This window comes from Paenibacillus sp. FSL R5-0887, from assembly GCF_038002305.1.
GTDB classification, from domain to species: domain Bacteria; phylum Bacillota; class Bacilli; order Paenibacillales; family Paenibacillaceae; genus Paenibacillus_AQ; species Paenibacillus_AQ odorifer.
The window spans coordinates 1,649,086-1,667,346 of sequence record NZ_JBBOCE010000001.1 but is presented as its reverse complement, the minus strand read 5'-3'; the positions used below and the strand labels follow the sequence as shown (position 1 = coordinate 1,667,346).

The following is an 18,261-nucleotide window of genomic DNA, read 5'->3' as shown; positions in this document are numbered from 1 at the left end:
TAAATTACGATTGCAGCCCGCTTATGACTAATGAAGAAATTAGCTGTATATTAGCAATTAAAGCAACAGCTGTTAATTACATTGCTGAACAACGGTTGTGCGTTCATTAGTAATCGTGACTTTGGAATGACCTGATAAATATTCGGTATAACCGCACACGGTTTGTTCTTTAGACTGTCCGTTAGAGTTGGTATATCGAAGATATATAGCACCTTCACCATTTAAACTCAATTTTGGTTTGAATTTTTTCTTTTGTCCTGCTTTTATTGGACTTGTATACAATTTCTTTGAATCCGCACGAATTAATCCTACTTCGATAGAGCTAATATCAACATCAGATTGATTATCTACGATGACTGAGAAGCTTTTAAACGGACTCAGAAGATTTGATATCGTCCCAACACCAAGAGCAACTCCACAAGTAATCAGAAATATCGTAATCCCTATAAAAAATCGTTTTCTCATCCTTCAGTCCCCCTATATAAGTAAGACAGGGGTTACTTAAAAAATGTTACAACAAGGAGAAGTTAGTTATAAAAATTCATTACCAAATCAAGCGTGGACTTGCATGTTATTATAAATATATTCCATATTAATGATTTGAAAAGGGGTTTTGTATTGACTACTATCCGTCATTTTGAACAAGGTGACATGCCATTACTTGGTGAACTTTATAACACAGTATCTTCAAAGGGGAATGTTGTTTTTTGGTGGGTTGGCACAGAGGAAAATTGGGAAAATGTATATTGCGCTTTCGAGGACGGTAAAATGGTGGCCAAAGGTCAAGTGAGCATCATCAATATTGTTCCGCCCGGCCGTTCCAAGGATAGCAGACATTCGATCTACCTGAACTTAAAAACAATACCAGAACGTGAAGGCGATTATGATTTATTAGAAAAAGTTTATCAGTCACTCTTATTAAGAGCACTCGAATTAAAAGAAACGTTATCAAAGGATTACAAAACCACTCTATGTGTAGGGAACGATTCGGCAGAAGTCTTGAATACTCAATTTTTCGAAAAAGTGAAGGGCTTCTCTCATTATAATAGCTTATTTAAGATGAAACACAATCTAAGTGATGGCTTGTCTGAACCCACTCTGGCTAAGGAACTTGAATTCGCAACCTGGAATATGGAGACGCCTGAAGAAGACGAGCATTATTTGGAATTAGAAGCTGAGATTTGGCCGGAAACTCCGCTAGGGAAAGAACGGTTAGCTGAATTTAAACAAAATCCGCTCTGGACATCACTTGTTGTTCGAGAAGGGGAGAAGGTTGCGGGTAGCTTAATGGTCTGGCAGGAAGAGAAGGGTGGCTACATCGAAAATGTATTTGTACTTGAGCCATGGAGAAGATCCGGAATTGCTAAGTACATGCTTTTTCAAGCATTGAGCTATTTTAGAACCCACGGACTGGAAGAGGCATGTCTGATGGTGCTTACGGAAAATGATTCTGCATTACAGCTATATGAATCTGTCGGTTTCATTCTAACGAATGAGGAAAGACGCTATCGGATTGAACTATAAAAGTTTTTGTAAGTGAAGGATTACCAAGCAAAGTGCGATAGCTTTTTTGTCGAGCTTAGTTTCGAGGTTAAGGTCGCACTTTATTTGGTAACCCGTTCTGTGAATTATCTGCTAAATGCTTTCATGCCTTTTGCTTCCCATCACATTTCTTACATACATTAAGCTTTTCACCTGAAATGCCTTTCCCGAAGTACAACAGCTTAATACGTGTGCTGCCACAGATCGGACATGTTCCTCTAGCCCGGGATGGAATGCGCCAAAGTGCTTTGCCGCGTTTGTTTTTAGACATAATTTGCCCCCACCTTTACTCTTAATACTCCATCTTATGACCAAGAGGAACTTAAAGTTCGAAGAGCGAAAAGAATAGAAAATCGGAAGAAAAAGGGCTAAAAATCACCCTCAAAAAACAGCGTATAACTTAAATTATACGCTGTTTTGATTTTAAGGCGTTTTTTTAGGGGGAATGGGGCACTTGGACGAGTAAAACAGGTGGATTTTAAAGGAATATTTTATAAATAACGGATGTCGATGTCTTTGAATCTTCCCGCTGACATTTTAGGCATTCTGAATTGCAGGGAACCTTGTTTATAAGTGCCTCTGCTCTGATCTGGAATGACGGGAACTGGCAACTGAATAATCTCGCTATGATCTTTTCCTAAACCTGTTAATTTAATTTGTGTGCGATTGATTTGTGCCCATATACTTTCGGGGTGAATTCCGTTCGGAATACGAATTTTGGTAATCAGGTGATTATGAGTGTCGATATGCTCAAAACTTAAACTTGTGGTTTCGTTCATAAATGAAGAGGAGGTCGCTGCAGTTGCTTCACGGATTACTTTTTCGACATACCCGTCAATTTGGTTAGGATCCAACTTCCACTGCTCTTCAAGAGCTTTCAAGGATAACTTTTTCTTAAAAAAGGGATCTTCATTCATCCAATCTAAAGGGTTCGTCTTATTGGGACTCATAGCTCTGCGCCTCCTACGGTTTTTATCCATTGTATGGGCGTTTGACTTATTCAGTGACATCTGGGCGAATATCTACATAGAATAGCTTATCATTCCGAAAGGAGGAGTGGTTTGGTGGTTTCAATCATCGGCAATATTAAAATCAATAGCGTAGGCCCCAGCTCCACAGTCTTAGTAGGAAATACGGCATCCGTTATCCTGAGCAGCAACTCTAAAATTTATGCCGGTGCCAACTCCTTCTCCATAGGTGACTCTATAGGTACGAATATAACGAATAATGCGGCCAGCAGTACAAATACGATGGATTCAGATGTGGTGGATCAAGTATCACCTCCTTAAGGGTGGGGTTTAAATGAACATTACGGTATATCAATGCATATCGATCTATAATCTAAAAATCGGCACGATCTCTAATTCCTCGGTTCTTCAGGTAGGGACATCGGGACGAATCAATACTTTGTCTCATAATTATGAGACCTCTGGAGCTCCATCATCGGCTCCAACGACTCCAGTGGAAAAAATGGCTTCACCCCTTGTATCCTTACCGCCAGCGGCGGAACTATATGCACATCTGAATTAGGCTCTTTGTCCCCGCATACAATAAACCATAGGAGGGGGTTGTATGCATCCGTATTACGCTCAGCAGGTTTTTAATACACTAAGATTGCAAGCGGAGAAGATTCAACAGTTAGAGAAGCAGCTTCGCGATTTGCAAGGCGATGTAGACAGCATAAAGAACAATAAATCTGCAAGTATAGGACCTATCAATTATCATTTTGAACAATTAAAAATCGAAAAGCTGGAAGGCACTTTAAATATAGGCATTACACCGAATGAGGGAAACAATCTGGATGAAGCGATGATCAACGGTAAACCTATAGGGGAGCGGGAGGATGGTACAACTGCCTTATCGGATCAGATTCGCCCACAGATTTTGAAGTATGTGCAAGAAGAGGTTCCCTCGCAATTTTCACGTTTAGAAAAAGAGAAGAATTTAAGCATTGATGAGCAATATATCCAAATGGTGACTCAGGATCTGCTGAATCAAATGGATGGACGGATTAACGAGTATGTAAACCAACTCCCTGCCACAGAAGAAGGGCGTGGATACACTGATGAGGAATGCGCTTCTATTGTAGAGCAAATCAAACGAGATATCGTTATGGCAGTAGAGCGGCATTTGGAAATAAATATAACCGGAAGGCGGGAGACGAATGAAGATAACGGTGATCAATAGAGATATTAGTGTCAATGCAGTGAAAGTCGTTTCGATCTCGGGTTCATCAGTATTTTTAGTAGGGGATACTCAATCCATTCATTGCTCCTCGGCGTTTGACAGCGTAATAGAATATACTCAGAGCGCGCCAGATCAAGTCAAAAAAGGCAGTTAACCTATGCACACCTCACGCATACAAGATGTTTATATCAACAATCTGTCCGACAGTTCTATTTTTATTTGTGGATCTGTAGACCGGGTTCAATCTAAATTCCTGGGAAGCAAGGAGAATTATCTTTTTAACATAAGGGAGATTAATAATCACCCGAAAGATACTACACTCATAGACATCCCTATCCCTGTATGGACTAAGCAAGGGAATGAAGCGGATGAATTTGTGATATTAAAGGATTCCGCAGAATCAATGATTAATATACAATATATAAAAATTCTGTCGATTGGGTCTGGCACGACCTTCCAGATTGGAAACAGCGGGTCAGTTCATCTGGAGAGTCGAACCAGTGAGTTTAAACGAGAAGTGGCTGCAAAAGATGAGGAGTAACAACAACTATTTTAATTCTTTTGGCAGGGAAATCGCGAATATATCATGCTCCGTCTGGATGTAGAGAATACCATTCGCACTAAATAGTGTGCCGTATTGTTGTGCTCCGGTCTTTACTTTGCCAAGCGCTTTGCCTGTTTCTGCATTTATGATATAGAAGTAGCCATTCTCATAGCCAGTGTAAATCCCCTTACCGATCAATTGAACACTAAGCGCTGGACTGTCCGGTCCGTTGAAGCTTATAATGCGATTATCGTTCATTTGAACGCCAGTGATCTGTGCACCCTTTTGGAAAAAAGCCATGTTATTTACTGGTCCAGCCACCCAATTTCCGTACTCCTGATAACTTTTGGGTTCACTCGTTGTTTCTTGACCTAAGGTAAAGCGGTATAGTGGATGACCACCCCATTGGTCTAAACCTCCATCGACTGTATATAGATACGAGCCTTGAAGTGATGTGAAATAATTACCGAGTCTACTGACATCTTCGAGCGGTTTATAGTTCTTATTGGTCTTCGCTTTTCCAGTTTTAACATCAACATGTACCAGGGTCAACTGATAGCCTTTAAGAGGCACATTAGAGGCATCATTTGCAGCATTGGCTTGTTCGCGGAGTAATAATTCACCATCCCGGTAAGCAACAAAGCTATAAAATCCCTGAATTCTCCATAACTTCTTGCCTGTAGCCGGATCGAGTCCGAAAAACTGTGTGCGTCTATTATCAACGGTACTGGATACTACCAATACCCCGTTATAAAGACCGTCGATACTTCCTACATACATAGGGATGTCTTTATTCTCCCAGATCTTTTTACCAGTGACCGGATGATAAGCTGCAATTCCACCATGCTCGTTCCGGAAGTACAACACTCCGTTAACTAACTCCGCGAAAGCACCGATCTCAATCGGATCTTTGGCAGCCTTAACCTTCCAAAGCAATTTCCCCGTTTGAGCATTAACTTTTACAAGATAACCCTCATAAGTGATAAAGAAAACCGAGTTATTCGTTATAATCTCAGGATTTGTTCCGTTTTTGTAGGACCATTTAACTTTGCCTGTAGTGAGATCGGCGGCCTTTAGTGTCCCGCCTGATGAATAATAGAATAATCCATTTGCAATAGGAGCCAGTTGGCTATAAATTCCTTGACCATCTGCCTTGTCGTGCCATAAGGGTTTAATTGTGGTGATAGAGTCGACGGTTGTTGAAGAGGAGGCAGAGGTTGTTACTGCTGCTTGAGCACTAGACAAATATATACCAGCTCCAGATACGAGCAAGGAGGAAGATATAACGGTCTTTAGGATAAACGGTACATATTTCACGATTTTAGCTCCTTATACATCATTTATAATATATTGACGCAGAGAATGGATATTTGTTTCTCAATTGTAAAAATACACTTGTTAACATAATAAATATTATGTTAACAATAAAAAGCGAATCAGTTTCGCACAAGAATTCTGTGTGAACCAATTCGCCTAGTAAAAGAATATGTCAACAGTTGATTTGTTTAGAAACCTTCACGAAGCCATGTTGTCGCTAACTTGATAGCTCCTTTTTTAGCATGAGTCTCGGCTAAAGGATTCAGCATGACAAAATCATGAATGATGCCTTGGAAGCGGACAGCCGTAACATTCACGCCAGCTTCCCGCAATTTGGCGGCATAAGCTTCACCCTCATCCCGTAGCACATCTGCTTCACCAGTAATGACCAGTGCATCTGGTAAATCCCGCAGCTGTTCTAGGCTAGCACGAAGAGGGGAGGCCGTGATTTGATTACGTTCCTCAGGGTCAGTAGTATATTGATCCCAGAACCATTTCATGCCGTCCCGCTGCAAGAAATAGCCTTCGGCGAATTCATGATAGGATTCAGTATCAAACGAGGCATCCGTTACCGGATAGAATAATAGTTGTTTCGCTATCTTCGGCCCACTCCGTTCTTTAGCCATTAGAGTAATAGCAGCGGCCATATTCCCACCAACACTGTCTCCGGCTATAGAAAGCTTGCTAGTATCTAATCCGTGCTCGCTTCCTTTTTCAGCTGTCCACTGGAGTACTGCATAGATTTCTTCAATAGCTGTAGGATATTTAGCTTCTGGGGAGAGGCTGTAATTTGGGAAAACAATTGCGGCCTCCGCTCCGACAGCTAGTTCACGGATCAGGCGATCATGGGTATGAGCATTCCCAAACACCCAGCCTGCGCCATGAATGTACAGGATAACAGGCAGCGACGCTGATGAGGAGCTTGGGGGACGAACGATTCTTATGAAAACATCACCGTTAGGTCCACCTGGCACCATTAGATCTTCAATATCAACTTCAGGTTTATATATCTCACTGGATTGTACGCTATCTACCGTTTCACGGCCTTTTTCTGGCCCAAGGTCAGGTAGAAAGGGAGGTTTCGCATTATCATCGGCAAATTTTTGAGCAGCTGGCTCAAGAATAATCTTAGTTTTGTTTGGCATGATTTATCGTCTCCTTTGACTGGTCATAGTCTAGTATACCCTCTTCATTCCATAACCATCTAAGCAGCTGCTGAAACGAATGCCCGTTTAGGACTAGTTAGAGATTTGACGCTATTTGCACATTTATCGCCTATTGAGCACGGTTTCGGACACCAGTACAACTATTCCTTAAGGAGAAGTTCAAACGCAGTTAGAGCCTTACAACACCTTTTGTTGTTCCTTATGCATTTCAGGACCAATCTCTTCAGTGACACGTATCCTCTGTTTACGCTTATTACGGATAATCCAAACGAATACCAAAGTAATGAGTAGCGGATAGCCTATCGCCCAGCCCGTAAAAGGAAACACAGCAGCTGTTGCTAAAAAAGAAATCCAGCTTATCGTCACACCTAAGCGACTTCCTTTGAGCAGACGTATTCCTGCAGCACAACCTCCGATATAAGTCAGGATAAAAGTAGCATTCGGAAACTGGATCAGAGTGGTGATGGAGAGGGACCCGCTGCCATACAGCGTCATCACCGATACAAAACAGAGCAGAAGAAAAGCTATGCCACCGATAGGGGTATGATACTGTTTGGATATTTTACCCATCCATTTCGGCGCAGAGCCTTGGCGGGATAAAGCATAAGCCACACGTGAGGCAGCTCCTGCATAGGCAATAATTGTGGCTGTACAGATGAACAGACCGGTAAGTCCGGCAATAAATCCTCCCCAGCGCCCAAGAGGCTGACTAATAATCCAGACGAGTGAAGTGCTTGATCCACCTTTGAGGTAGCTTTGTGTACCAACAGTTGCTAGTGCGGAGAGAAAATATAGAATCCCTACTATAATAGCGGCGATAGTTACTCCTTTAACGGCGGCACGCTGTGGGTCCTTGAACTCCTCAGATAGGTGTGAGACAGCCTCCCAGCCAATAAAACACCAGAATAAGATTGCAGCAGCCTGGCCAATGCTCATCCATCCATGTGGGATAAAGGGAGTGAAGTGTTCGACTTCCATACGGGGCAGTGCAGTAGCAAAGGAGAAGACCAGCACAGCAACAATCGCTATAACTACCGCTATTTGTACCTTTCCAGCTACCTGCATACCAATCCAGTTCGTAATCAGGCCAATGACCAACATAATAGCGGCAATAGTAATTCTTGCAGATTCGTCCCAGCCCATAGCGGCGGTCATATAACCAGCTCCAGTCAGTGCAGCAACAGGTGCGCCAATCGGAACGGACATCAGAAAGAACCATCCTACCAGTGAGCCAGCTTTTGGACCAAAAGCAAGCGTTACAAAATGGGACACGCCTCCAGCGTTAGGGAATTTAGCAGAGAGCAGACCCATTGATAAGGCCATCGGCAAAATCAGCAACGACATAAATCCCCACGCCAGTAATGAAGCGGGACCCGCCATTTCTGCAGCTAAACCAGGAACAATTAAGACCCCAGAACCCAACACAGCCCCGATGTAAAGGGCGATAGCCTGAGGCATGCCAATGTTTTTTTGTAAAGTGTTTGAACCGGATTCCTTCATGTTTTTTTATCCTGCTTTCCTTGTCTTTTGTTCTAGAGTAGCAGATAATAGATCCATTGGAAAAACAGAATTTTTGAATAGTATCCATTCGATATTCCGATGGTTCATTTTCATTTAGGGGGAAATTCATGGAGTCACGTCATCTTTTTACCTTTTTAGTGGTAGTGGAGACGGGCGGTTTTACTAGAGCAGCACAGAAGCTTGATTATGCACAGTCCAGTATTACTGCACAAATCCAAGCACTAGAGTCTGAAATTGGCCAGCCATTATTTGATCGGATCAGTAAAAAGATTATCCTAACCGACGCAGGGCGTCGGTTGCTCCCGTTCGCTCAAGAAATATCCAGAATGCACACTTTAGCAGAGGACGCGTTACGCTCGGATAGTGAGCTTACGGGTTCTTTACGGATTGGGGCTCCTGAATCTCTAGCTGCTTTTCGCTTACCAGGTATTATTAAGGAGTTTCGCGCTAAATATCCGAAGGTGCAAATTCTTCTGAAGCCTGGAGCTTGCTGGGAACTATCAGATTTTGTGCGTTCGGGTGAACTGGATTTAGCGTTCTTGTTGCAACCTGAGACGGAAGATAAAGATTTAAATATAGAAACATTAGTACATGAGCCAATGACGCTGATCGCAGCGCCAGATCATCCCTTATTAAACCTTGCTGAGGTAGAACCCCTTCATTTAAAAGGAGTGACCATACTTCATACTGAAACGGGCTGTTCCTACCGGACTTTATTTGAACGGCATTTGAACAGTTACGGTGTATTTCCTGACCCCACGTTAGAGTTTTGGAGCATCGAGGCGATAAAGCAATGTGTGATGGCTGATCTTGGCATTGCCTTTCTTCCATTAATTACTGTAAAAAATGAACTCTCCGAAGGAAAACTTGCCAGGTTGAATTGGAATGATGAATCACAGCGTGTGGCGACGCAGATCGCCTATCATCATAAGAAATGGAAATCGCCCGTACTGACGGAGTTCTTACTTGCGATACAAAAACATGCTGAGCAATGGAGAAGTCTAATATAGATCAACGTTAACAAGGAGGCTCTAAGGCATGAATGAGTGGTGTGAAGACTACGAAGAAGGGCTGGAGGCCTTTCTCATCTGGATGAAGGATGCCGGGTACACTCCCTATACGCAAAAATCCTATTTAGTAGATGTGAAACAATTTTTAGACAGCCTGAATGGTAAAAAGCTTGAGACGGTGAAGAAGCTGCATGTCATTTCTTTTTTGACCTCTGTCCGCGAACGTGGAGTGAGTGATGCGACCCGTAACCGGAAGCATGCTGCGATTAACTGTTTTTTCAAGGCATTGATCGAGCTGGAATTACTTCAGAACAACCCGGCAGCCGGGATTAAGAAATCCAAAACGGAGATCAATCGTGAGCCGGTCTACTTAGATGAAAGTGATCTGGGTCGGTTTTTATCTTCTATAGATGGTAAATACAAAAAGCGCAATTTAGCAGTTTTTTTGTTGATGTCCTATATGGGGCTTCGGGTGGGGGAAGTCCACACGCTGAATTTGAGTGATTATAATGTAGAAAGACATTCCCTCCGTGTGTTTGGGAAGGGGCGTAAATGGCGTAATGTGCCGGTTCCCGAGGATGTAGTGCCTTTTCTCGACTCTGCGTTAGCAGAAAGGTTAAATCCTTGGCGCAGTAAAGAGGAAGCGATGTTCATTTCACAAAAAGGACGCAGGTTGTCGATCCGCGGCATTCAGCAAATTGCAGCAGATACCTTTGATCGTTTCCAAAGGGATGTGCCAGCAGCACAGCGACGTCCGTATTCAAGTCATAAGCTCCGACATTCCTTTGCAACCATGCTGCTGAGAAAAGGGGCAGATCTGCGCACTGTACAGGAACTGCTTGGTCACTCCTCGATCCAGACTACAACCGTATACACACATATTACCAGTCGTGAGAAGGAAGAGGCTATGTCTAAATTGCAAATCCAGCTGTGATAGAAAAGAAAGAAACCTCCTTAGAAAATCGATAACAAAAAATAACTTGTTATTATAACGGTATTGATTTATTCTAACAGTTATTAAGAGTTTTTTATAGGAGGTCCTAATCGTGAAGGATGTATTTCTAAAAGGGATGACTTATGGCTGGGGATCAAAACGAGGTGAATACCGTACAGAATATGCAGAAGATTCGATGAGAAAGCTGGCGGAGACAGGAAGTGAATGGATCGCCTTATCTTTTTGGACATGGCAAGACACAGTGCATTCAACAGAAATTCATTATGATTACGGTTACACGGTGACAGATCGTGATCTCGCACATGCGGTACAACTGGCAAAACAGCTTGGTCTTAAAGTTTGTCTTAAACCGGTTGTGAATTCGAGGGATGGCATTTGGAGAGCTAGGATTGGATTTCCGGAAGAGGGAGAGATTTATTGGGCAGCATGGTTCCGTTCTTATACAAATTTCATTAAACACTATGCAGAGTTGGCGGAAGAGCTTGAATGTGAGATGTTCTGTATCGGCTGCGAAATGGTAGGCACAGAGTCTAGAACTGCGGAATGGAGACAATTGATTCAAGAGGTCACCAATCTTTATACAGGGCCGATCATTTATAATGCCAATCATGGCAAAGAAGAAGGAATCGAGTGGCTGGATGAGGTGGATTTTATCGGAACCAGCGCTTATTATCCGGTAGCTTCCGTGCCGGGAGATTCTTATGAGAATATGCTGGCAGGTTGGGAGCGGCAGAAACCGCGGCTTAAGTCACTTTCTGAGCGATTTGGCAAGCCTCTCGTATTCATCGAGATTGGATGCCGAAGTGCGCATGGATGTGCCACCATGCCATGGGACTTTACATATACAGACTTACCGTATTCAGAAGATGAACAAGCCAACTTCTATCGGTCAGCGCTGGAAGCATTCTGGAATGAACCTTGGTTTGCCGGTTACTTCTGGTGGGACTGGAGCACGAAATTATATGCCTTGGAAGAGGCTTCCATTGACCGTGGTTTTGATATTTATGGCAAAAAAGCCGAACAAGTTCTCAAAGAATATTACAAGCAACCTATCACTAAATAAATTGATAAAAAAGATCCGGAATTTCAGGTGAGCCTGATCTGCTATAGGATCTTTTTGTCATTGGCAGGCTAAGTTAATTCGTGTTATATTAAAAACCGTCCTTTTCATAGTGGAGGCAACGCTCCACATATAAAAAGGACGGTTTCTTGTGTCTTTTGTAGTCAAAAAAGGCTGTTTCCAGCCATATACGCTTACAATTCTAGCTTAGCTATTTCTGCTTTTAGCTTCTCAGCGGATTTCTGGAATAAAGCCTGTTCGGTTTCATTGAGTGGGAGGTCCAGTACCTGCCGAACACCCGAGCGATCTACTACGCAAGGTGCACCGAGATAGACATCCGAAACCCCGTTATAGTTGTTTAATAAAGTAGAAACATTCAACACGGCGCCTTCATTATGAAGAATGGAGACTACAATTCGGTCCAGTGCAAGAGCTATTGCATAAGAGGTTGAGCCTTTGGCATCAATAATTTCATAGGCTGCATTCTTGGTATCTTGGAAGATTTCTTCGCGTTCTGCTTCGTCAAAACCAAGATCAATCCCAGCTACATTCGCAAGACTCCAAACCGGAAGCTCTGAATCTCCATGTTCACCGATGATCTGTCCGTGAATACTGCGAGGATCGATTTCTTTGTGAAGACCGATCAAATAACGAAAACGAGCACTATCAAGTACCGTACCAGAACCAATTACACGTCTGCGGTCAAACCCACTTATTTTCAAAGTCGCGTAAGACAGAATATCTACAGGGTTAGTTGCAATAAGTAGAATGGCATGTTGGTTATACTTTGTAATTTTTTCAATGATATCTTTAAAAATCGAAATATTTTTACGAAGCAGATCAATCCGGGTTTCTCCCGGTTTTTGTGATGCACCGGCAGTGACTATAATGATATCTGCTTCACGGCAGTCTTCATAAGTACCAGCCCATAACTTCACACCACCGACAAAAGGCATGCCGTGATTCATATCCAGTGCTTCGCCAAGTGCTTTCTGATGATTAACGTCAATAAGTACGAGTTCGGGCATACGTCTACGTAACAATAATGTATAGGCTGTAGTTGTACCAACTGCTCCAGTACCGATAACTACGACCCGATTGGGTTTTGGGGGGGCCATGTCTCCATCTCCTTAATATTTCAAATTTTTGGTTTCAATCTTGTCCATCATAATCGTTAACGGTAGTGTTTTCAAGCTGATCTTATTTAATGCATTACCCTAATTAAGGCCATACTAAAATGTGATTTTTATTTCATTATCTTAGCAAGACTAGACAGGAGAGAATGTAAGGATGGATTTATTTCGTAAAAAGGCTCTACACATACCCACAAGTTCTGAGGGGACGCAGTTAAACAAGACGTTGGGTGCCCTGGATCTAACAATGCTTGGGGTAGGAGCCATTATCGGCACAGGTATTTTTGTAATGACAGGAGTTGCCGCAGCAGAACATGCAGGTCCTGGTCTTATAATTTCTTTTTTACTAGCGGCGTTTGCCTGTGTGCTCTCGGCATTATGTTATTCGGAATTTGCTTCGACCATTCCTGTTTCCGGGAGTGCTTATGCTTATAGTTATGTAGCCTTTGGAGAACTATTAGCTTGGATCTTAGGCTGGGATCTTGTCTTGGAATACGGAGTTGCCGCAGCGGCTGTAAGCAGCGGTTGGTCAGGGTATTTTCAGGGGTTATTAGAGGGCTTTGGGATACATCTTCCAACCGCACTATCGGGGGCTTATAATGCACAAGCGGGTACAATAATAAATCTGCCTGCAGTAATCATCATTTTGTTAATTTCCTATTTACTGACTCGGGGAACCAAAGAAACGGCACGCTTTAACGCAATCATGGTTTTTATCAAAATAGCAGTGGTGCTTCTATTTATCGTAACAGGATTTTTCTATGTGAAGCCAGAGAACTGGACTCCGTTTCTCCCTTTTGGGTACCATGGCGTGATCAATGGCGCGGCCACAGTGTTTTTTGCCTACATAGGTTTTGATGCGCTAGCAACCGCTGCTGAAGAGGTGAAAAGACCCCAACGCGATTTGCCGATTGGAATTATTTCATCCCTTGCTATCTGTACGGTCTTGTACGTTCTTGTCTCACTCGTATTAACGGGTATTGTTCCATATACTGATCTCAATGTTAGTGATCCTGTATCTTATGCGCTTCGCTTTGTAAATCAGGATATGATTGCCGGTCTGATCTCTGTTGGAGCCATTGCGGGAATGACTACGGTACTGCTCGTGATGTTATTCGGTCAAACTCGGCTGTTATTTGCCATCTCACGTGATGGTCTACTGCCCATAAGTTTATCTAAGATTAATGCTAAAACACAGGTACCTGTACGAAGCACATGGATGGTAGGTATCTTAATAGCTGTGTTAACGGGTTTCATCCCACTGGACCGGTTGGCAAATCTGACAAGCATAGGAACATTGTTTGCCTTTTTTGTAGTGTCTTTAGGGGTAATCGCGCTTAGATATATTCATCCGGATTTAAAAAGAGGGTTCAGAGTTCCTTGGGTACCTTTCATTCCGCTGTTAAGTGCGGCAACTTGTGGTATTTTGATGTATAATCTAGGAAGTGAGACTTGGATTGGTTTTCTAATTTGGACAGTTGTTGGACTTCTAATCTATGCACTATATGGCTATCGTAATAGTAATTTGAATCATAAATAAGATTCAATCCATCCGAGAGGAGAGAGGTTATTGGCATCTAAGATTGCTGGATTGAAGGGAATAAGATTAATATTGATGCTGATTTTGTTAGCGTGGGTGGTCACGGCTTGTTCATCTCCTCCCCCGGAACCTACTCAGCAGCCCCAGCCGACAGAGGCACCTGAAGAAGGTCAGACGATAACCCTGATTACTCCAGACGCCAATCATATTGACAATGATAGCGCTCCGAAATATCAAATTCAGACTCGTCTTACAGATTTTCAGCTGCTTAGTGAAAGTGAGGGTCTGGCCTGGGGGGTTACCAAAAACGAACTCCGGTTGTACTTGACCCGGGATAACGGAGCAACTTGGGCTAATATTTCACCAGCACCAAATGTGCAGTTCCTCTCCAATCCTGTGTATGGGAAGGGGATTTTCTTCACGGATCCATCTCATGGTTGGATTATAAGAAGTGCTTTTGGCTCGACAGAAACGATTGTGCTGCGAACCACAGATGGTGGCCAAAGCTGGAAAATCTCATCTTTAGGAGATGTGAATACAGTATCCTCTGTATATTTCAACTCACCCAGAAAGGGTTGGCTGATGACCTCATGGAACGCTTCTTCCAATAAAGAGAACAAGGCACTTTTTTCAACGACAGACGGTGGGGCCACTTGGGAAGAAGTGATGCAGAATGAGCAATACAATCCGAATTTCCCAAATGATTCGATACCGTTTGCCGGGGTCACCACTGGAATGATTTTTCGCAATAGTACACATGGATTTGTGACACTACAGACAGGTGCTCTTCCCAAAATCTTTATGACAAAAGATGGCGGTAAGAGCTGGAGCCTCGGGCCAGCTTTTCTAGTTAACGAACGTTTAGAAGATTGTGACCGAGTAATTACTGGCAAACCGGAGTTCTTCGATGCTACTAAGTCTACTGGTTGGATGTCTGTTGGCTGTCAAAAGGATAAAGAAAAAACGATCACTTACCATGGATATTTTACAGCTAACGGCGGTGCTAATTGGAAATTCGCTTCCTTTGGATTGAACGCACAAGCTGGTGTTAATCGTCTAATTGCTCCGACTTTTTTGAATTCACAGATCGGTTGGACCATACTCGGCGACACCCTTTACCATACGATTGATCAAGGAGCGACCTGGTTACCTCTTAAAGAGAGCAGTGTACTGCGATCTAAGCTTTTGGAATATCCGGAGATTGTAAAGCTGCAGTTTTTTTCCACTGAGGTGGGGTGGCTTTTGATTGAGAAAAAAGAGGACAAGCGCTCGATACTGTTACAGACTACGAATGGTGGTATCAGCTGGCGCGTAATGTAATAAGGAATAAGAACCTGCCTGATGGTAGGTTCTTTTGTTGTTAGAAGAGTGGGGGGTTATTGTTGTTTGTGAATGATTGAATATAAGGAAAAAACTTATTTAAAATTTTCTTTATAAATGTGAAAAAAATCACATGACATTTAAAGAATCCTGTGATATATTTAACACATAGAAAACAAGTTCAAATTTTCACAAACTCAGACATCGAATAGGAGAGATTACAATGAAAACATTCGAAACAGATTATATGACAAGAAACCTTTTGCAACTTTGCTACAACTGTGATGACGCTCATCTTTGTGAAACTGAAGAACAATGCAGAGCTTGCTGGGCTGAGAATGGAATGTTAGACGATCAGACGGACGAAACTAAGAAATTGCTAGACCTAGTTCATGCTTAATTTAATAACTGAAAACTCTGTATAGAGACCACTCGAATTCTTGATTTCTAAGAAAACGAAGTGGTCTTTTTTGCATCTAGTCTCACTTATTTAATGCTTTCTGGACTAGATGAGGCATATACATGTACAGAAGTACTCAGAACGCAGCAATTAGGCTGAATTACAAGAGGAAGAAGGGGGAAACTGTCATGGGAATGGGCCCGGATCTTTCATGGATGTTTGATTTTGCCGGAACGGTGATGCCGATCTTTATCGTTGTTATGATTGGTATTCTTGCTATATCAGCAGGCAGGGGCTTGCTTCAATGGGGCAGGAACAATGGCTCCCCCATACTAACAATCCCTGCGCATATCGTTAGCAAACGGACTGAAGTACGACAGCAGCAGCTTCAGGAAGAGAATGGCTCAACTCGTACAAGTACAACTTACTATTTAACGTACGAGCTGGAGGGTGGTAGTCGCATGGAATTTAAAGTAGATGGCCATGAATATGGCTTGAGTGCAGAAGGCGATAGAGGAATGCTTACTTATCAAGGAACCAGATATCATGGATTCCAACGACAGCCACAATACTCAACTGCGGAGTAGTCATTTGTATTAAATCAAAACAGCGATCCTCATGCTCATGGTGGATCGCTGTTTTGCGTTTTGGTTATGTACCATTCAAGCTCATTGATCCTGTAGCTCTCAAAGCTCACTGACCTCGTAGTTCTCAAAGCTCACTGTAGGTGCGATCATCTATTAAGTGTCAGATCTTCATTACCCTCGCACCTTGCGGACCCAGATGACGTTATTTGCAAATTCACAGTCTTTTGAGCCTAGTTTCGGACTCCAATGCAGCTATTCATTAGAAAGAGGTTTATAATCGGTGCTTTGCGGGCCAATAGGGGCTTTGGGGTCCGTTAGAATCCGAAAAGTGGATTAATATCGCGAATAAGGTCAGCTGTGTCCGATAGCGCCTTCTGAGCGGGTGCTGACGTTGACGCAGTTGCTAACAAGAAAATCGATCTAACGTGGACATTGTGACTAACACAGACACCGATTCCAGCACCGATTCGACGCTACCACCGACGTGGACTCTGATGCTAAAGCTGTCGTTAACAAGAACATCGAAGCTGACGTTGATAATTGTTGCTAACATCGACACCGATTCGACGCTAACATCGACGTCGACTCTGATGCTGGCACTGAGCTAACTCCGACGTCAACTCTGATGCTGCCACCGACCCCGACTCTGACGCTTTAGCGCGGACATATGCAGCATATGGACATACGCAGCTTAGACTGTAGATAATGGGGATTTGCTGAGTAGTTAAAAGGAAAGATCCCTACTCTAAAAAATAGGCGGGAACTGTCACCTCTTAGGCGAATGCACATACTATACAGCATGCAGTTAAGAACGAGGTTGCTACAAGAAGTGACCCCAAGGAGGAGACAGCGTGGCCGTCATCAAAACGAACTCGGAAGATGTGAAGGTGCTGGCGCGGTTGATGAGAGCGGAAGCTGAGGAAGATGGAGATCTCGGCATGCTCATGGTCGGCAATGTTGGCGTCAACCGGATTCTTGGCAATTGCTTGGACTTTAATAACATTCGGAATGTGAATGATATGGTCTATCAAAGTCCTGGAGGTTTCGAAGCGCCGCAGAAGGGATACTTCTACCAGCGAGCCAGAGAAGCAGATATCCGTCTAGCCAAACGTGTAATTGCTGGTGAAAGAACCTGGCCAGCTACCAATGCTTTGTGGTTCTTCAGACCCGCAGGTGATTGTCCTGCAACCTGGTATAACCAACAAAACACAGGCCGCTTTAAAGCCCATTGCTTCTTTACTCCGACCGGAGAAGATTGCCCGACTGTATTTATCGGCAATTAGCATGGTAACTGTGCAAAGAGAATTACTCAATAAAATGAGTAATTCTCACAGAAAGTTAGTGTGATTTCAATTGTGTCCAAATGTAAGTTTCATTAGTGTCCAAAGGAGCTCATGCTCTGATAAACATTTAGGAGGTTTCAGTAAATGATCGTTCAACCTTACCGCCCCGTAACTTATACCATCGGTAGTGTCTCTTCTTCAGGTATGCCAATGTCTTCCGGAATGCCGATGTCATCAGGAATGCAAGGCATGGGCAGCATGCCACCCCAAGTAAGCAGTGGCAGTCCAATGACTCCAGGGGGAGTAGTAGTTCAAAATCCACCACAAACGTTCGAACAATCCTACATTGAGAATATTTTCCGCCTGAATTTAGGAAAAGTAGGTACGTTTTATTTTACTTATGAGAACAATAAAGACTGGAATGCCAAAGTTTACAAGGGTGTGCTGGAAGCGGCAGGCCGTGACCACATTATTATCAGTGACCCTGCGACTGGCCAACGCACCGTCTTACTTATGATTTATTTTGATTATGCTACCTTCGATGAGCCCCTTACTTACCAATACCCAGGTGTAATTGGCAATCCTCCAACGATGAGAAATTGTCGCTAAATTTAACCCATCTTCGATGAGAAGAACTCCAACGCCAAACGGTTAGGAGTTCTTTTTATTTGTGATGAATTTATGGAACAATCTTGA

Annotated in this window: 22 protein-coding genes; 15 read left to right on the top strand and 7 right to left on the bottom strand. The window is 43.0% G+C overall.

Annotation, left to right across the window (positions count from 1 at the left end; genetic code table 11):
* Positions 1-72 precede the first annotated feature (72 nt).
* Positions 73-465 (bottom strand): hypothetical protein, encoded by a 393-nt coding sequence (locus MKY14_RS07490; RefSeq protein ID WP_076184390.1) that lies wholly within the window; start codon positions 463-465, stop codon positions 73-75.
* 186 nt (positions 466-651) lie between these two features.
* On the opposite strand from MKY14_RS07490, the gene MKY14_RS07485 reads away from it, so the two are divergent.
* Positions 652-1,524, top strand: coding sequence for a GNAT family N-acetyltransferase (locus tag MKY14_RS07485; protein WP_081387192.1), 873 nt, complete (start codon positions 652-654; stop codon positions 1,522-1,524).
* Between the two features lie 121 nt (positions 1,525-1,645).
* Here MKY14_RS07485 and MKY14_RS07480 read toward each other — a convergent pair whose 3' ends face one another.
* Together MKY14_RS07480 and MKY14_RS07475 are read right to left on the bottom strand one after the other, a co-directional pair.
* Positions 1,646-1,813, bottom strand: a complete 168-nt coding sequence (locus tag MKY14_RS07480; RefSeq protein WP_169744777.1) for a hypothetical protein — start codon at positions 1,811-1,813, stop codon at positions 1,646-1,648.
* Between the two features lie 220 nt (positions 1,814-2,033).
* The gene (locus MKY14_RS07475) at positions 2,034-2,492 is read right to left on the bottom strand and encodes an Hsp20/alpha crystallin family protein (protein ID WP_076126722.1); all 459 of its coding nucleotides are present in this window, start codon (positions 2,490-2,492) and stop codon (positions 2,034-2,036) included.
* Positions 2,493-2,606: 114 nt separating this feature from the next.
* On the opposite strand from MKY14_RS07475, the gene MKY14_RS07470 reads away from it, so the two are divergent.
* The 5 genes from MKY14_RS07470 to MKY14_RS07450 are packed head-to-tail and all read left to right on the top strand — an operon-like array spanning position 2,607 to position 4,270.
* Positions 2,607-2,831: a spore germination protein gene (locus tag MKY14_RS07470; protein WP_036687577.1), complete on the top strand. Its 225-nt coding sequence runs from the start codon at positions 2,607-2,609 to the stop codon at positions 2,829-2,831.
* Positions 2,832-2,844: 13 nt separating this feature from the next.
* Positions 2,845-3,072 (top strand): spore germination protein GerPB, encoded by a 228-nt coding sequence (locus MKY14_RS07465; RefSeq protein ID WP_340976136.1) that lies wholly within the window; start codon positions 2,845-2,847, stop codon positions 3,070-3,072.
* Positions 3,073-3,114: 42 nt separating this feature from the next.
* Entirely contained in the window at positions 3,115-3,729 is a 615-nt protein-coding gene (gene gerPC, locus MKY14_RS07460; RefSeq protein ID WP_076126719.1) for a spore germination protein GerPC, read from the top strand.
* Positions 3,707-3,883 carry a spore gernimation protein GerPD gene (locus MKY14_RS07455; RefSeq protein ID WP_111504304.1) on the top strand — a complete coding sequence of 59 codons (177 nt, stop codon included), beginning with the start codon at positions 3,707-3,709 and terminating at the stop codon, positions 3,881-3,883. The genes gerPC and MKY14_RS07455 overlap by 23 nt, the downstream gene beginning before the upstream one ends.
* A gap of 3 nt (positions 3,884-3,886) precedes the next feature.
* Positions 3,887-4,270, top strand: a complete 384-nt coding sequence (locus tag MKY14_RS07450) for a hypothetical protein (RefSeq protein WP_076126717.1) — start codon at positions 3,887-3,889, stop codon at positions 4,268-4,270.
* A 6-nt stretch (positions 4,271-4,276) separates the two neighbouring features.
* Here the strand turns inward: MKY14_RS07450 and MKY14_RS07445 are convergent, their stop codons facing one another.
* From MKY14_RS07445 to MKY14_RS07435, 3 genes are all read right to left on the bottom strand, one after another.
* Positions 4,277-5,590, bottom strand: coding sequence for an outer membrane protein assembly factor BamB family protein (locus MKY14_RS07445; protein WP_340976133.1), 1,314 nt, complete (start codon positions 5,588-5,590; stop codon positions 4,277-4,279).
* Between the two features lie 188 nt (positions 5,591-5,778).
* Positions 5,779-6,735, bottom strand: coding sequence for an alpha/beta hydrolase (locus MKY14_RS07440; RefSeq protein ID WP_340976131.1), 957 nt, complete (start codon positions 6,733-6,735; stop codon positions 5,779-5,781).
* A 198-nt stretch (positions 6,736-6,933) separates the two neighbouring features.
* Positions 6,934-8,256 (bottom strand): APC family permease, encoded by a 1,323-nt coding sequence (locus tag MKY14_RS07435; RefSeq protein ID WP_076184385.1) that lies wholly within the window; start codon positions 8,254-8,256, stop codon positions 6,934-6,936.
* 128 nt (positions 8,257-8,384) lie between these two features.
* Between MKY14_RS07435 and MKY14_RS07430 the strand changes: the two genes are divergently transcribed.
* From MKY14_RS07430 to MKY14_RS07420, 3 genes are all read left to right on the top strand, one after another.
* Positions 8,385-9,287 (top strand): LysR family transcriptional regulator, encoded by a 903-nt coding sequence (locus MKY14_RS07430; RefSeq protein WP_340976129.1) that lies wholly within the window; start codon positions 8,385-8,387, stop codon positions 9,285-9,287.
* A 28-nt stretch (positions 9,288-9,315) separates the two neighbouring features.
* Positions 9,316-10,221, top strand: coding sequence for a tyrosine-type recombinase/integrase (locus tag MKY14_RS07425; RefSeq protein ID WP_312149448.1), 906 nt, complete (start codon positions 9,316-9,318; stop codon positions 10,219-10,221).
* Between the two features lie 112 nt (positions 10,222-10,333).
* Entirely contained in the window at positions 10,334-11,305 is a 972-nt protein-coding gene (locus tag MKY14_RS07420; RefSeq protein WP_254848918.1) for a glycoside hydrolase family 113, read from the top strand.
* Positions 11,306-11,496: 191 nt separating this feature from the next.
* Here the strand turns inward: MKY14_RS07420 and MKY14_RS07415 are convergent, their stop codons facing one another.
* Positions 11,497-12,420 carry an L-lactate dehydrogenase gene (locus tag MKY14_RS07415; protein WP_036687562.1) on the bottom strand — a complete coding sequence of 308 codons (924 nt, stop codon included), beginning with the start codon at positions 12,418-12,420 and terminating at the stop codon, positions 11,497-11,499.
* A 172-nt stretch (positions 12,421-12,592) separates the two neighbouring features.
* Here MKY14_RS07415 and MKY14_RS07410 point away from each other — a divergent pair, with 172 nt between their 5' ends.
* The 6 genes from MKY14_RS07410 to gerQ all read left to right on the top strand — a co-directional run bounded on the left by MKY14_RS07410 (position 12,593) and on the right by gerQ (position 18,174).
* Entirely contained in the window at positions 12,593-13,975 is a 1,383-nt protein-coding gene (locus MKY14_RS07410; RefSeq protein WP_076302576.1) for an amino acid permease, read from the top strand.
* A 30-nt stretch (positions 13,976-14,005) separates the two neighbouring features.
* Positions 14,006-15,295 (top strand): VPS10 domain-containing protein, encoded by a 1,290-nt coding sequence (locus MKY14_RS07405; protein ID WP_081386226.1) that lies wholly within the window; start codon positions 14,006-14,008, stop codon positions 15,293-15,295.
* Positions 15,296-15,518: 223 nt separating this feature from the next.
* Positions 15,519-15,695: a hypothetical protein gene (locus MKY14_RS07400; RefSeq protein ID WP_169744776.1), complete on the top strand. Its 177-nt coding sequence runs from the start codon at positions 15,519-15,521 to the stop codon at positions 15,693-15,695.
* A 194-nt stretch (positions 15,696-15,889) separates the two neighbouring features.
* On the top strand, positions 15,890-16,282 hold the full coding sequence (locus tag MKY14_RS07395; protein WP_036687780.1) for a DUF2500 domain-containing protein: 393 nt from the start codon (positions 15,890-15,892) through the stop codon (positions 16,280-16,282).
* A gap of 851 nt (positions 16,283-17,133) precedes the next feature.
* Positions 17,134-17,565 (top strand): cell wall hydrolase, encoded by a 432-nt coding sequence (locus tag MKY14_RS07390; RefSeq protein WP_076126705.1) that lies wholly within the window; start codon positions 17,134-17,136, stop codon positions 17,563-17,565.
* Positions 17,566-17,709: 144 nt separating this feature from the next.
* Positions 17,710-18,174, top strand: a complete 465-nt coding sequence (gerQ, locus tag MKY14_RS07385; protein WP_036687556.1) for a spore coat protein GerQ — start codon at positions 17,710-17,712, stop codon at positions 18,172-18,174.
* Positions 18,175-18,261: the final 87 nt, after the last annotated feature.